Here is a 14,200-nt window from a genome sequence, read left to right as displayed (position 1 = left end):
GGACGACGATGACGGACGAGACGGAGCCGCAGCCGACACAATCCGCGGTCTCCGCGGAAGAGGAGGCCAAGGCGCTGCGGGACCTGCTGGACGAGGACGCGGAACCGGACGAGGACCGCCCACTGGGCATCCTCAAGGGCCGATACCAGCCTACCGACCGCCGCGCATCCCCACCTGCCCCGCCAGACCCACCCGCCCCGCCCACACTCCCACCCGCCGAGTGACCGCCCATGCCCTCCAACCTCGCCGGACTCGCGGCCCTGCTGTACGCGGCCGTCCCCGGCTATCTCTACCTCGTCCGCTACGAACGCCACGGCCTGCGCGAACGCCAAGGCGCGGCACGGGAGATCGCCGAACTGTTCACGGTCGGTACCTTCGCGACATTGGCCGCCGCGGCGGGCGTCCTCGCCCTCGCCGAGCACTTGCCGGGCCTCACCACGCTCGATGGCGCTCTGTCCGGCGCGGCGTACGCCCGCTCGCATGCCTGGCACCTCGTGCGGTCCGGCGTCCTCGTCCTCTCCCTCAGCACGCTCGCGTGCATCGTGCTGGGCGAGCTGCGCGGCCGCCGCAGCGGCGCCAGCATCTGGTCCACCGCGCCGGGCACCGTATGGGCCGAACTCCTCAAGCCCCGGCGCGGCGAGGCAGATCCCGAGGTGCAGGTGCTGATGGACGACGGCACGCTTGTGTACGGCAGTGGACACATGGTCTCCGACGAGCGGGACACCTACTACCGCGACGTCGCCCTGCACCACCCCATCTCGATCCGCAGCCCTGGCGAGGACCGCCCGCAGCCCTCGGACGCGGACTATGTCATCATCCCCGGCGGACACATCCGGCTCATCGAGATCACCGCGGTTCCCGTGAATCGCGCCCCAGGAAATTGAGTGGTACGCGCCACGCAGCGGCTGCAGCCTCAAAGCTTCATAGCGCGGGATCGCCGGTTAGCCGAACCGGCGATCCCGACCCATGATCGGTAGTCCTCCGCCATTACGCCGTGAGACCAGCACACTAAGAGCCCCATCGACGGAGAAGCCTTTCGGCGCCTGGTTTCGGACCGCCCTCTGCCCCAACTGCATGCGTCATGCAGTTCAATCAGGTTACGCATTCCCCTTTCGAGGGCTGGCTGCTGCTGGCATCCTTGGGTTCATCGCGGCAAGCAGCTCAACGGTGGGGGCGCAGTGGCAAGAGAGCAGCGCAGCGTGCTAGGACAGCTGATCAGAATGTTGAGCCTGTCGGCGCTCATGGTGGTTTATGCCGGCAGCCTGTGGGCCACTTACCGACAATTGGACGCCCAACCGGCCTTTGACGGAGCCCTCGGAGTGCCCAGTTGGGTCCATGCAGCATTGGTCATGGGACTTATGGTCTGCGGCGGACTGGGCGTCACAGCAGCGATCATTGATGGCCGTCACGAATCATCTTCCTGGGTTCTCACCATGACGGGCGTAGCAGCCGCGCTTGCTTGGAGCCTATGGGCTTCTCTCAGCAAAGAGGATGACGCGGTAGGCCTGCTCTTCGCTGCCATTTCGCCCTTAATCAGCCTGCTGGCGCTTGCGGAACTAATGCGCCAACTACGCACACGGGCGGAGTAGGCAACATCAGAGATGATCAATGTCGCCGTGTTTCGGGGCGTCGAAGCCGACGGAGCACGCCGTTTCTGGCGGGTGGCGGGTGGCGGGTGGTGTCTGGGGTCGGCTGCATCAGAAGGGGGGCCTCCCCCTGAGTGGGGGACACGCTGATACTGGATCTGCTTGATCCGGAGGAAGCGAGAAGACCGCCGATGGCGATGAAGGACTACTCGGACGAGTTCAAGGCCGATGCCGTGGGCCTGTACGCGTCCACACCCGGGGCGACCTACAAGAGCATCGCCGCCGACCTGGGCGTCAACCGGGCCACCCTGCGCGAGTGGGTGCTGCGGGACCGCGAACGCCGTGGCATCACCGCCGCTGCTGCGAAGCCGGACGCCCAACCTCGGGAGGCGGCGCCATCCGCCGATCCGAACGAGCGGGTCCGGCAGCTGGAGGCGCGGGTGGCAGAACTCGAGGCGAGTGAGCGCAAGCTCGCCACCGAGCGGGACATCCTCCGCAAGGCGGCCAAGTATTTCGCCGGAGAGACGAACTGGTGAGGGGCCGCTTCCAGTTCGTTGACGACCACCGGGACATCTACGAGGTGAAGCGGCTCTGCCACGTCCTGGACGTGAACCGATCCAGCTACTACAAGTGGCTCGCCGGCGCCGAGGCCCGGGCCGCCCGGCAGCACAAGGACCGGATCCTGGCCGAGGAGATCCGCGAGGTCCACGGCGAGTCCGGCGGCGCCTACGGCTCCCCGCGAGTGACCGCCGAGCTCCGCGAGAAAGGGCGGCGGGTCAACGAAAAGCGGGTCGCCCGGATCATGCGGACGTTCTCCATCACCGGCATCCGCCTGCGCAGACGCGTGCGCACCACCGTCCCGGACCCGGCAGCCTCACCGGTTCCAGATCTGTTCCAGCGGGACTTCACCGCCACCGAGCCGGGGCGGAAGTACATGGGCGACATCACGTATCTCGCGCTCGCAGGCGGGGAGTTCCTCTACCTTGCGACCGTGCTGGACTGCTTCAGCCGCAAGGTCGTCGGCTGGTCCATCGCCGACCACATGCGCACCGACCTGGTCGCCGACGCACTGCGGATGGCAGCCTCGACCCGAGGCGGCCTGGACGGCGCCGTGTTCCACTCCGACCACGGGGCCCAATACGGATCCCGGGCCTTCGCAGGCCTCTGCGACCACCTCGGGGTCACCCGGTCGATGGGCGCAGTCGGCACCAGCGCCGACAACGCGGCCTGCGAAAGCTTCCACGCGTCCCTGAAACGCGAGACCCTCCAGGGCACCCACGACTACGGCGACGCCGACACCTGCCGCAGGACCGTCTTCGCCTGGCTAACCCGCTACAACACCCGCCGCCGACACTCCGCCAACGGCCACCTCAGCCCCAACGAATACGAACACCGACACCACACCGCTACACTCACGCTCGCCGCGTGATCAATAACCGCGTGCCCACCTTCACGGGGGAAGGCCCCTGGAGGAGTTCTCCCACCTGGTGGTCGTTTGGCACTTCGACCAGGCGTCCCCTAGCGACGTCGAGTACCACGCCCGCAGCCCGCGGAGGAACGCGCAGTGGCCGGCGACCGGGACGTTCGCTCACCGTAACCACCGGCGCCCCAACCAGCTGGCACAAAGCTTCCCCCGACTGCTTGAGGTCGACGGGCTCAGGTTGCGGGTGACCGATCTGGACGCCGTGGTCGGCACGAAGATTTACGACCTGTCGCCATACTTCGCCGAGATGGGCCCGCGTGGCACGGTCCACGAGTCCGCCTGGCCCGGCGAGATGCTGGCCGACTACTGGGCTGACAAGGCGTAACTGCACTTGGTGCATGCGCGATCGGGGAGGTCGCCTTCGCCGCCATACGCCTGTCACCTCCGATGCCAGCCATCCGTGAAGGAGATCTACCCAGGAGTCGGTGGGCACTGCGCCTGCATGTACGGCCCTAGCCAGGCCGTATCGTTTGGATCACCGAGCCAGGCCGGATTCCACTTCGCTGCCGCGTCGGCGTCAGATGCAGCCGAAGGGTTCGGGGTAGATGAATTCGCCTTGTACGGACGGATCGTAGGCGGCCAGGGTGCGGATCTGGAACAGGTGCTCCCAGGCCGGTTCCTCGCCGACGATGCCGAAGTCAGTGCTCGGGCGGAAGCCGAACCGTCCGTAGAAGTCGGGGTCGCCGAGGACAACGACCATCGGGGCGTCGAGGGCGTCCGCCGCGGCGAGAGTGGCGTGGACCAGGGCCGTTCCGAAGCCGTGGCGGCGATGGTCGTAGTGAACACCGAGCAGGCTGAGGTTGGGGACTCGGGCGGTACCGATTCGGCCCCAGGTGCACAGAGCGTGGCCGATGATCGCGCCGTCCTCGCCCTCGGCCATCAGCGAGAGCGCTGGGATCCAGTTTTCTCCCTTTTGCAATGCGTCCCGCAGAATCACCTCCACAGGTTCCTCCTCGTGAGGTTTGTAGGAGGAGGCGATGGTCACCGCACGGACAGCGGCCAGGTCGGCGGGGGTTTCTCGTCTGATCAGCACCTACGCAGTGTGACCCTCCGGACGACCTGGCGTGTGTGCGGGGGCCGTCAGAGAGATGGCCTCATCTCGCGGACCGGATGAAGATGCCCGCGATGTGGAGTCCGGCGAGGTAGATGGTGGCGGTCTTCTCGTAGCGGGTGGCGATGCCGCGCAACTGCTTCAGGCGGTTGATGCACCGTTCGACGGTGTTGCGCTGCTTGTAGGTCTCGCGGTCGAAGGCCGGGGGCCTGCCTCCCGGCTGCCTCGGTGCAGGCGGTGGCCCCGCTGGTCCGCCGGGATGGGGATCACCGCCCGGATGCCGCGCTTGCGCAGGTGTTCGCGGATGGCGCGTGAGGAGTAGGCCGTGTCGGCCAGGACCACGTCCGGCCGGGTTCGGGGCTGTCCACGGCGGCGTGGGACGCGAGACGGGCCATCATGCGTGAAGGCGGGCGCATCACCGGCCTGTCCGGCGGTGAGAACGAAGGCGAGGGGCCGGCAGTGCGCGTCGGCTGCGAGATGAATCTTCGTGCTCAGCCCGCCGCGGGACCGGCCGATGGCATGGTTGTCCGGTTCGCCTGCCGGGGCCACTCTTTGCGGGGCCCCGGCCGCGTGCTGGTGAGCGCGCCCGAGACGGCCCAGTTCAGGTCCTCATCGGCGTCGCCCAGGGCCATGAGCGCGGTGAACACCGTTCATCTCCGGGAAGAACAGCAGAACGCCGTCAAGTCCATGGTCGTCACGGAAGCCGACGGCAGGTTGCTGTTCTGCAGCCCGGCCGGGCCGGCGAGCTGTGCCGACATCACCCATGCCCGACAGCTAGGGCCTGTCCGACAGGTCATGTGACTCGGTGGGTTGCTGCCTGAGATGGGGCCAGGGTGGTGAAGGTTCGAGTGCTGCAGGCCGTGGCTGCGGACGACACGACCTGCGGTACAGGTCAGTCCGCCGCAGACTCGGCCTCTGGCAGCGCCGGATAGTCGGTCGGGTAGAGCCCGGCAGCGAAGCCGTACACCACATCGCCTCCGCGGGGCAGTTGCGCGTAGTCGTTGGCAAGCTCCAGCACCCGCGCCCAGAACTCGCGGGCCTGCTCCCGCGGGATCCGCACATGCCGCACGATCGAGGAGAGCTGATCCGCCTGATGTGCGGAGGCCGACTCGGCCGCGGCCGTGGCGAGATCGTTGTTGCAGTAGGGCCCCTCGGCCCCGTCTGTGGGGCTGACCGTGCCGACGCGGAAGATGCGCGCGGTGCGGCCGTAGTAGCGCTCATCAATGGCCCGCACCCGGCGGGTCCGCACGACTTTCAGCAACTGGGCATCCACCAGGACGCTCACGTGGTGCGCGACCGTGCTCTTGGGGCGGCCGAGTGCAGCGGCCAGTTCGCTCACCGTCGCGGCGCGTTCGAGGAGCAGCTCAAGGACGGCGTTGCGCAGTGGGTTGGCCAGCGCGCGAAGCTGGGCTGGGGCTGTCACATCTGTGACGTCGGAGAGGTCGTAGTCGGGGAGACGGGGACTGTTCGACACTCTTCGATTATTCTAAACTTCCGGATCATTCGCTACCCGCAAGCAAGGGGTTCGGGCATGACAGAGGTCGTACTGTTCCATCACTCGCAGGGACTGACGCCCGGAGTCGCCGCTTTCGCCGACGAACTCCGCGCGGTCGGCCACACCGTCCACACGCCCGACCTCTTCGACGGACGCACCTTCGACTCCCTGGAAGAGGGCCAGGGCTACGTCGAGCAGCTCGGCTTCGGCGAGATGACCGAGCGCGGCGTCCGCGCGGCCGAACTCCTGCCGCAGGACGCCGTTTACGCTGGCTTCTCACTCGGTGTGCTGCCCGCCCAGAAGCTGGCGCAGACGCGGGCGGGCGCGCGGGGCGCGCTCCTGTTCCACGCCTGCATCCCCGTGTCGGAGTTCGGCGCGGCATGGCCTGACGGCGTGCCGGTGCAGGTGCATGCGAAGGAAGCCGATCCGTTCTTCGCCGAGGACATCGACGCCGCCCGCGCGCTCGTCTCCGACTGCGCTGATGCGGAGATGTTCCTGTACCCCGGAGACCAGCACCTGTTCGCGGACAATTCGCTGCCGTCCTACGACCCGGACGCTGCCAAGCTCCTGACCCAGCGGGCGATCGAGTTCCTCGGCTCGCGCTAGGTTGTTGGCGGGTCATGCGCAAAGCCAGAGGCGCAGAGCTGCGACGGTCAAGGTGCCGTAAAAGACATACGCCCTCTTGTCGAATCGCGTGGCCACTGCCCGGTTCGCCTTCAATCGGTTGATCAGCCGCTCAACTTCGTTTCTGCGGCCGTAGCGTGCCGCATCGAAGCCGGTGGGCCTGCCGCCGCTGCTGCCACGGCGCAGGCGGTGGGCCCGCTGATCACGGCGCTCGGGGATGGTGTGCTTGATCTGCCGACTCCGCAGATAACGGCGGTTGCGGCGTGACGAGTACGCTTTGTCGCCACTGAGATGGTCCGGCCGGGTGCGGGGACGGCCGCCGTCCAGCCGAGGCACGCGAAGGCGGTCGAGAACCGGGATCATCTGTGGGGCATCGCCCCACTGACCGGGGGTGACCAGCATGGCAAGAGGCCGAAGAGCGCCCTCACCTGCCAAGTGAATTTTCGTTGTCAGGCCCCCGCGCGAACGGCCCAGCGCCTCATCGGGGCGGTGCTGAGCGGGCCGGGTGCGCTTGCCCGTTTTCCGCGGCGCCTGCTTGCGTGCGCCGGCGGCGTGTCGATGAGCACGGCACACTGTGGAGTCCACACTCACCATGGACCAGTCGATCCGGCCATCCGCGTCGGCATCGGCCTGGACGGCCCGGACGATCCTCTCCCAAGTGCCATCCGCGGACCAGCGCCGGTGCCGGTCGTAACAGGTCTGCCAGCTCCCGAACCTCCTTGGAAGGTCCCTCCACGGGATGCCGGTCCGTATGCGGAACAAGATCCCATTGATGATCTTCCGGTGTTCCTTCCAGCGTCCGCCCCGACCGGTGTTCTTCGGCAAGTGCGGCTCCAGCTAGGCCCATTCAAAGTCAGTCACATCACCTCGCCCCACGCAGTGCTGAACGATCGGCGGTCCAGCTCGTCACTGACCTATCGGACAGGCCCGGCCGCCACGAAGCGGTTTCGGGCCGCAGTGCCAGAGTGAAGCGGCGTACGGGCTCGATCTACCCAATGCGTCGATCGTCACATGATTGAGCAGTCCAGTTCTGGGGTCTGTCCAATCAACGGCTGATCTTGGTTGTGAGGTGTCACCTCGTGCCAGAGGCGGACCGCTTCCGGATCCTGCTCGACGGCCCGCTTGTCGGGGCGTTGGAAGGTCAGGCCCCAGCGTTTGAGGTACTTGCCCACGCCGGACTCGGTACGGCTTGATGATCAGCTCGCCTATCTGCCCGCGTGTCCAAAGGTGACCGGAAAGCCCCAGGTCGCAGGGGGTGTGATCGAGAACAGCCTGCCGGATGGCGGCCTGCTCGGCCTCGGACAGGACCTGATGTTCCCCCGCGTGACGGCCTCGGGTACGGGACAGCAGTGCGTCCCGCCCACCGGCCTGCCACTTCGCCCACCAGTTGTCCACGGCCCTGGCCGATACCTTGAACAGGGCGGCGACCTCTACACGGTCCCGGCCCTCCACCAACGCCGGGACACCGCAAGCAACCGCACAGCCTCCTGCGCGCCCGGCGACCAGGTCCGCGCATCCCCCACCAGATCACTCACACACCATCAACGAGCCTGAACCCAAAGCGTTTCTGATCAATATTCCTGCCACCGGACCGTGGCAAGGGGATCGAGTTGTGGAAGGCGGGGGCTCTTCCCCGCACCCTTGAGAGGGGGTGCGGGGAAGAATCGGAGATCGTCCCGCCGCTCAGATGATGCGGTAGGGTCCCCAGCCGGTGCCGGCCTGGTAGCGGGTGCCGAGGGTGTCCATGCCGGGCTTTCCGGTGCCGGGGTAGACCCACAACGTGCCGTCGGATGCCTGACGGGTCAGTACATCGGTGAGCCCGTCACTGTTGAAGTCCCCGGTGCGCGTGACGTCCTGGGACTTCCAGCTCCTGCCGATCTGGTAGCGGGTGCCGAGGGTGTCCTTGCCCGGCTTTCCGGTGGCGGGGTAGACCCACAGGGTGCCGTCGGAGGCCTGACGGGACAACACATCAGTGCGCCCGTCGTTGTTGAGGTCTCCGGTGGTGATGACGTCCTGGCTCTGCCAGCTGTTGCCGACCTGGTAGCGGGTGCCGAGAGCGTCCATGCCCGGCTTACCGGTGCCGGGGTAGACCCACAAAGTGCCGTCGGAGGCCTGGCGGGTCAGTACGTCGGTGAGCCCGTCACTGTTGAAGTCACCGGCGCGGGTTATGTCCTGGGACTTCCAGCTCCTGCCGACCTGGTAGCGGGTGGCGAGGGCCTCCATGCCGGGCTTTCCTGTGCCGGGGTAGACCCACAGCGTGCCGTCGGATGCCTGACGGGTCAGGAGGTCACCGCTGCCGTCGTTGTTGAGGTCTCCGACGGTGATGACGTCCTGGCTCTGCCAGCTGGTGCCTGCCTGGAAGCGGGTGCCGAAGGTGCTGCCGCTCGCGTTTCCGGTGCCGGGGTAGATCCACAGAATGCCATCGCTCTTGACGGCCGCAAGGTCGGCCTTGCCGTCACCGGTGAGGTCGTCCGAATTGCGGGAGGTGGCGTGATCGACCCAGTCGCCGATGTCATCAACGCGGGTGTCGATGGCACCGGTACGGGTTTCGGCGGGATCGTTGCCGAGGCATCCGCCTTGCCAGGAGCGGGAGTTGACGGCGACGAGTTCCGGGGTGCCGTTGACGGAGCGCAGGGCGGGACCGCCGGCGTCGCCCTTGCAGACGGTGGCCGTGTCGGAGCCGTTGAGGTCCACGGTCGTGCCCGTGGTGGAGGCGACGGTGAACGTGCCGGAGTGGAGCTTGTCCGGCACCCATTCGGTCTTGGTACGTCCGAATCCGGCCTTCGTCAGTTCCTCGCCCGCAGTGGCAGGTGTGGTCGCCAGCCGCACGGGCTTGACGGCCGGATCGGTGATCGTGGTGGCGAGCTTGACGAGCACCAGATCCCGGTCGGCGTGCGGGACGAGCCTGATGCCCTGCTGGACGCTGCCGCCGGTCTGGGTCAGGTCGGTGCGGCCGATGGTGACGGTGGTGGCGACAGCGGGCTTGCCGGCTGTGGGCTTTCCGTCCGGGGCGAAGCAGGTGGCCGCGGTCAACACCCATCGCGGGTCGACGAGCGTCCCCGTACAGGCCGTCTGCTCACCGACGTTGATCTTCGCGACGTAATTCAGCTGTGCCGGGGCGTCAGCTCCGGTGAGCGCAGAGGAGGGGGCGGCGGTCGCCACGGTGGCGAGGGCGATGGCGGCGCCGGTCGCCCACATCGAGCGTGAACGTTTCGCGGTCATGAAGTGTCCCTGAAGGTAGAGCGCTGATCGCGTTCGACCAGCTTCAGTGGGTTCCTTGTGATGGCAGGTTCGAAAGGAGACAAGTCGGCCGGTACGCAGGCCGGCCGGGTGCGGCGTCAACCCGTTCCGGGGCGCTACTTGGAGGTGCGGATCTCCACGAGCATGTGGTCGCGCCCCTCGGGGTCGGCGCTCTCGCCGACCGCGGTCCAGGTCCCCTTGGCGACGTCGAAGGACTTCTCTTCCGTTCCGACGGTCATGTCGACCTCGGCGGTCTGCTCGGCGCTTCCCTTCACGCCGTACACGGCCGGGATCTCCATCGTCAGGAACCCGGAGCTGCCGGTGACCTTGAAGCAGATCTTGTCCTTCTCACGGGCCCACACCTCGAGCAGCCCGGCCTCGCTCGCGCAGTCGGCCAGCACGATGCGGCCGTCACCGCGCTTCAGCACGATGTTCTGCTCCGCCAGGATCTTGTCGGCGTTCGGGTAGCTGAAGTCCTCCACCGCGTAGCCCGGCGCACCCTCGGCAACCGGCGCCACGTCGTCGCCGCCCCCACCGGAGGCGGAAGTCGACCACAGGACGGCTCCGACAGCAGCGGCACACGCCGTCGCAAGGACACGAGTGACGAGTTTCATGCGAAGTTCCCTCACTTAGATCACGGCTCCTTTCCCTGTTTTTCCATGCCCATCACCGCCCCACTCCGTATGAAGAAGCGCGCCGCTCACGACCGCAAGGGAAAACGCTTGCCGGAATGTTTGGTTGAGTAATCGGACGGTTTCAAGCCAACGCGCCGGCTGCCTGGATGGCTCGACAGGAAGAGGCAAGAGTCGAGCGCTCTGCCCCCATTCAGGCCGTGGCGTTATTTCCATTGAACTCAGCTGCCCCTGGCGATGTCCACTGGATGAACCGGGGCAATCGCATCGGTTTCCTGACATGGCCCACGGTCAGGTTTCGGCAGTTCAGGCGGGTTGTACTGGAGTAGGTAACGAAATGATCAAGAATTGAAGCCGGGGAACTGCGAGCGTCAATTGGTTGTCTGCGAGCGTATAACGGTTTGGTAAACGTTGGATTAGTGGATTCCGTGCGATGGGTGGCTGGTTTTCGATGCAATTTATTGTGCGTACGGGCAGAGAAGCGACATCACGTCGAAATCTGGGCCAAAAGCGATTTTGCAGCCGCCGCCCTATGTGCCGCAGAAATTGATGTGTAATCATCACGGCCTTGGCTGGTGCGCAGGCGCTATGAATTTGGGCGCAGTATCCGTTTGCGCGTGCACCGCCGTAATTCACACAGGAAGGGCGAGTTGTTTTGTCGTCAACGTTGTGGAGCAGGCGCCGGATTCTTACCGCGCTGGCTGGGGCTGCCGCGGCCCCGGCCCTGCCGTCGATCATCACTCTGGCCGCCGGCCCCGCTCATGCTGCCGGGGCCAACGCTGTGGACACCGGCCTGCCCGATACCGACCGCGGCAAGGCCGTGTGGGAGTACAAGCTCGGCGGCCAGACGGTCCGCGAGTCAGCCGCCGCCGCTCTCGTGGGTGGTTCGGCTGCCGTCTCCACGTTCCTCGGCCAGGAGCTGGCGGCGGCCAAGGCGCAGGACAACCGCCTGGCCCTCTTCGCCGGACTCGCCAAGTCGGGCAGGGCAGTTCAGACTTCGGCCGGCGCGGCCCTGTCCGGAGGGGACAGCGCGATCGCCGCCTACATGGCCGACGGATTCACCAACGCCGTCATGGAGGACCTCCGGGTGGCGGTGACTTCGGTCAGCAGCAACAGCGGATCCGCAGTGAAGCGGGAGGCCGGCAAGGCGCTGAACACGAACACCCGCGCCGCGTTGACGTCCTTCCTGGTGGACACCCAGTACACCGCCCGGGACGAGGACAGCCGGGTGAAGGTCACCACCATCCTCAACACGGCCTCCCCGGAGGTGAAGAAGTACGCGCAACGCGCCCTGGACGACGGATCGCGCGATGCGATCGACCGGTTCTTGATGTCCGGCCAGTTCATCGCCCGTGCCCGCGACGACGAGGCCGCGACGATCGAGCAGCTGGTCGAGATCGTGGAGCGCGAGGGCAAGCGGGCGAAGCTGACGACGGAGAAGGCCGTCGCCGCGTCCGAGGAGGCCAAGGAGGCCGCCGCGAAGGCCAAGGGGGCTGCCCTCGAGGCGAAGGCGGAGGCGCTGGCAGCCGAGCAGGACGTGAAGAAGTCGGCGAAGGCGGCCAACAACGCCGCGAACGCCGCGAACGGTGCCGCCGCCGCCGCGTCCACGGCCATCGTCGCCTCGCGCACCGCCCAGTCCGCCTCGCGGCGCGCGGCGCAGGCGGCGCAGGCCGCGGCTGCAGCCGCGGCCAGCGCAGGCGGTGCCGCCTCCCGCGCCTACCGGGCCGCGATCGCCGCGTCCAAGGACGCGTCCAAGGCGGCCGCCGCCCGCTCGGCGGCCCAGGGCGCCCGCAACGCCGCGGCCCGTGCGCGCACCGCGGCCGGAGCCGCTCACCAGGCTTCGATCGCCTCCCAGCAGGCGGCGTCCGCCGGCTCGGCGGCCGCGGGCGCAGCCCAGAACGCGGCCGCGGCCGCCAACGCCGCGGCCGACGCCGCCAACGCGGCGGGCGCAGCCAAGTCCCAGGCCGCCAAGGCGCGGGCCGCCGCCGCCGAGGCCAACGCCGCCGCCGCGCGGGCCACCCGCGCGGCCGGCACCGCGCAGACCTTGGCGAACCGTGCCGCGTCCGCGGCTGCCGTGGCACGCGACGCGGCCAACAGCGCCGCGGAGCACGCCGACAAGGCCGCGGACGCTGCCGAGGAGGCGGCGGCCCACGCGGGCGAGGCGGTCGAGTACGCCAAGCGCTCCACCGAGTACGCCGCCGCCGCAGTGAAGGCGGCCGACACGGCCACTAAAGCGGTCAACGAAGCGATCGCAGTGGAGAAGGCGGCCCGGGACTCGGAGACCACCCGGATCGCCGAGGACGAGGAAATAGGCATCGCGCTGGCCCGCTTCAAGACGCAGGCCGAGGCCGACGACGCACTCCTCATGGAGACGCAGCGCACTCAGGCGGAGAAGCTCAGCCAGGAGACCAAGGACCTGGTCGCGGCCGCAGAGTCGGCGCTGCTGGGCGGGGACACGGTCAAGGCCGTCGACTCGGGCCGCCAGGCCGCCGTCAAGCTGCTGGTCTCGAGCGGCACTTGGACCCGTGAGGCGGCCGAGTACGCGCTCGCCGGCACGGACGAGGACGTGGTCAACTGGATCAGCACCGACCGCACCCTGGCCCTGGATCAGGACGACCGCGAGAACGTGCTGTCCCTCGCGTCGGCGTCCGTGGTCGACATCGCGGAGGCCGCCCACCGGACGCTCGTCGACGAAACTCCGGGCGCCGCAGCCCGGTTCCTCGACACCGGCGCCATCGCAGCGGGGCTCGAGCACTACCGGATCTCCGTGCTGAAGGTACTGAACGGCGCACCGGGCAGAGCGGTCCAGGCCAAGGCCCAGGCCGCCCTCAACGACGGCAGCGCCAAGGCCCTGCACCACTTCCTCGCCGTCGAATGGGCCGAGGCGACGAAGGAGGACGACCGGGTCGAGATCCTCAGTCTCCAGCAGACCGGCGGCCCGTACATGAAGTCGGCCGCGCAGATCCTCCTCGAGGGCTCGTCGCGCATGCGGCGCGCCTTTGTGATCCAGGACAAGCACTACGTCGCCCAGCTCGACCACGACCACCTCACGCACGTGGCGGCCATGCGTGCCGCCATCGCGCACGCCGCGAAGGTCGCCGCCAAGGCGCGAGAGGACGCGGCGCGTGCCTCCCAGGCTGCTGCGGAGGCCCGCAACGCGGCCAACGAGGCGCTCGAGTGGAAGGCGAAGGCGGACGGTTACGCCAAGGACGCCCTCGACTCGGCCGCCGAGGCCAAGACCAACGCCGAAGACGCCGACAGGTCGGCCGCGGCCGCCCAGGTGTCGGCCAATGCCGCCAAGGCGGCGGCGGCTACCGCGCGCGGTGCGGCCCGGAGCGCCAACTACTCGATGCGCCAGGCGTCGGCGTCGGCCACCCAGGCGGTGGCGTCCGCGGTGAATGCGCAGTCCTCGGCATCCGCGGCGCGGGCCTCCGCCATCCAGGCCGGCAAGGACGCCAAGGCGGCGGCGGTCGCGGCCAGCGAGGCGCGCGCGATCGCTGTCAGGAAGCGTGTGGAGGAAGCCAGGGAGGCGGCACGCAAGGCGGCCGAGCTGGCCGCGCAGCAGGCGCAGGCGGGGACGAACCCCGCCGACAACGCGGAGAACGACGACAAGACCGGTGACACCAAGTGGTTCGGCTTCTGGCCCGAGGACATCACGGACCCCAAGGACTGGTCGTCGGCGGTCGGCCACTGGAGCACCGGTGCCGGCGTTGTCGCGGTGGTCGCCGGCCTCGTGGCGCTGACGCCGGCCGCGCCGGTCGCGGGTCCGATCGCTGTGGGGGCGGGATACGCCTCCTGGGGTCTGCAAGGAGTGAGTGCCGGCCTGGCGTGCTGGGGATACGGCTGGGACAGCAAGGAGTTCCATTCCGCTCTCGGCCTCTTCGTGCTCGGCGGAAGCTTCATCGGCAAGTCGAAGCTGACGAGGAGCCTGCTCCGCAGAGCAGGCATCGACGAGAGGGTCATCGGTGAGAAGATCGTGGACATCGGCTACGACGTCACGACTACCGTGATCGGCATCTTCACCTGGTAAGCAGCCCGCACAGACGCGTGGACGGGGCGAGTCGCAGGCTTGCCCCATCCACGCGGTTC

Annotated in this window: 12 protein-coding genes and 2 pseudogenes; 7 read left to right on the top strand and 7 right to left on the bottom strand. The window is 68.1% G+C overall.

Features of this window, described 5'->3' with window-relative positions; translation table 11 throughout:
• Window positions 1–8 precede the first annotated feature (8 nt).
• From OHS70_RS05145 to OHS70_RS05130, 4 genes and pseudogenes are all read left to right on the top strand, one after another.
• A complete protein-coding gene (locus tag OHS70_RS05145) occupies window positions 9–224 on the top strand; it encodes a hypothetical protein (protein WP_328394115.1) in 216 nt (71 codons plus the stop codon).
• Between the two features lie 6 nt (window positions 225–230).
• On the top strand, window positions 231–884 hold the full coding sequence (locus tag OHS70_RS05140; protein WP_328394113.1) for a DUF6338 family protein: 654 nt from the start codon (window positions 231–233) through the stop codon (window positions 882–884).
• A gap of 893 nt (window positions 885–1,777) precedes the next feature.
• Window positions 1,778–3,015 (top strand): IS3 family transposase gene (locus OHS70_RS05135; protein WP_328394111.1). Its coding sequence is split into 2 segments (ribosomal slippage): window positions 1,778–2,101 and window positions 2,104–3,015, totalling 1,236 coding nucleotides; the frame shifts between segments, so codons are not numbered across the junction.
• 37 nt (window positions 3,016–3,052) lie between these two features.
• Window positions 3,053–3,394: pseudogene (locus OHS70_RS05130) on the top strand (TrmO family methyltransferase domain-containing protein); the annotation flags it as partial.
• Window positions 3,395–3,586: 192 nt separating this feature from the next.
• Here the strand turns inward: OHS70_RS05130 and OHS70_RS05125 are convergent.
• Together OHS70_RS05125 and OHS70_RS05120 are read right to left on the bottom strand one after the other, a co-directional pair.
• Window positions 3,587–4,102 carry a GNAT family N-acetyltransferase gene (locus tag OHS70_RS05125; protein WP_328394109.1) on the bottom strand — a complete coding sequence of 172 codons (516 nt, stop codon included), beginning with the start codon at window positions 4,100–4,102 and terminating at the stop codon, window positions 3,587–3,589.
• Between the two features lie 61 nt (window positions 4,103–4,163).
• A pseudogene (locus OHS70_RS05120) lies at window positions 4,164–4,636 on the bottom strand (IS5 family transposase); the annotation flags it as partial.
• On the opposite strand from OHS70_RS05120, the gene OHS70_RS05115 reads away from it, so the two are divergent.
• Complete coding sequence (locus OHS70_RS05115) at window positions 4,517–4,921, top strand: hypothetical protein (RefSeq protein WP_328406185.1); 405 nt, start codon at window positions 4,517–4,519, stop codon at window positions 4,919–4,921. The pseudogene OHS70_RS05120 and the gene OHS70_RS05115 sit on opposite strands and share 120 nt — an antisense overlap.
• 91 nt (window positions 4,922–5,012) lie before the next feature.
• Here OHS70_RS05115 and OHS70_RS05110 read toward each other — a convergent pair whose 3' ends face one another.
• Window positions 5,013–5,594: an ArsR/SmtB family transcription factor gene (locus OHS70_RS05110; protein WP_328394107.1), complete on the bottom strand. Its 582-nt coding sequence runs from the start codon at window positions 5,592–5,594 to the stop codon at window positions 5,013–5,015.
• 57 nt (window positions 5,595–5,651) lie between these two features.
• Here OHS70_RS05110 and OHS70_RS05105 point away from each other — a divergent pair, with 57 nt between their 5' ends.
• Window positions 5,652–6,221 carry a dienelactone hydrolase family protein gene (locus OHS70_RS05105; RefSeq protein WP_328394105.1) on the top strand — a complete coding sequence of 190 codons (570 nt, stop codon included), beginning with the start codon at window positions 5,652–5,654 and terminating at the stop codon, window positions 6,219–6,221.
• Window positions 6,222–6,233: 12 nt separating this feature from the next.
• Here OHS70_RS05105 and OHS70_RS05100 read toward each other — a convergent pair whose 3' ends face one another.
• The 4 genes from OHS70_RS05100 to OHS70_RS05085 all read right to left on the bottom strand — a co-directional run bounded on the left by OHS70_RS05100 (window position 6,234) and on the right by OHS70_RS05085 (window position 10,093).
• Window positions 6,234–7,076 carry an IS5 family transposase gene (locus tag OHS70_RS05100; protein ID WP_328405417.1) on the bottom strand — a complete coding sequence of 281 codons (843 nt, stop codon included), beginning with the start codon at window positions 7,074–7,076 and terminating at the stop codon, window positions 6,234–6,236.
• 170 nt (window positions 7,077–7,246) lie between these two features.
• Window positions 7,247–7,411, bottom strand: coding sequence for a helix-turn-helix domain-containing protein (locus tag OHS70_RS05095; protein ID WP_328394103.1), 165 nt, complete (start codon window positions 7,409–7,411; stop codon window positions 7,247–7,249).
• Window positions 7,412–7,922: 511 nt separating this feature from the next.
• A complete protein-coding gene (locus OHS70_RS05090; protein ID WP_328394101.1) occupies window positions 7,923–9,461 on the bottom strand; it encodes an FG-GAP-like repeat-containing protein in 1,539 nt (512 codons plus the stop codon).
• Between the two features lie 134 nt (window positions 9,462–9,595).
• The gene (locus OHS70_RS05085; RefSeq protein WP_328394099.1) at window positions 9,596–10,093 is read right to left on the bottom strand and encodes a hypothetical protein; all 498 of its coding nucleotides are present in this window, start codon (window positions 10,091–10,093) and stop codon (window positions 9,596–9,598) included.
• A 799-nt stretch (window positions 10,094–10,892) separates the two neighbouring features.
• On the opposite strand from OHS70_RS05085, the gene OHS70_RS05080 reads away from it, so the two are divergent.
• Window positions 10,893–14,141, top strand: coding sequence for an ALF repeat-containing protein (locus OHS70_RS05080; RefSeq protein WP_328394097.1), 3,249 nt, complete (start codon window positions 10,893–10,895; stop codon window positions 14,139–14,141).
• Window positions 14,142–14,200 lie beyond the last annotated feature (59 nt).

It is taken from the genome of Streptomyces sp. NBC_00390 (genome assembly GCF_036057275.1).
Lineage (GTDB): Bacteria > Actinomycetota > Actinomycetes > Streptomycetales > Streptomycetaceae > Streptomyces.
Note: the sequence above shows the minus strand (reverse complement) of the source record. Positions and strands in the feature narration are given on the sequence as shown.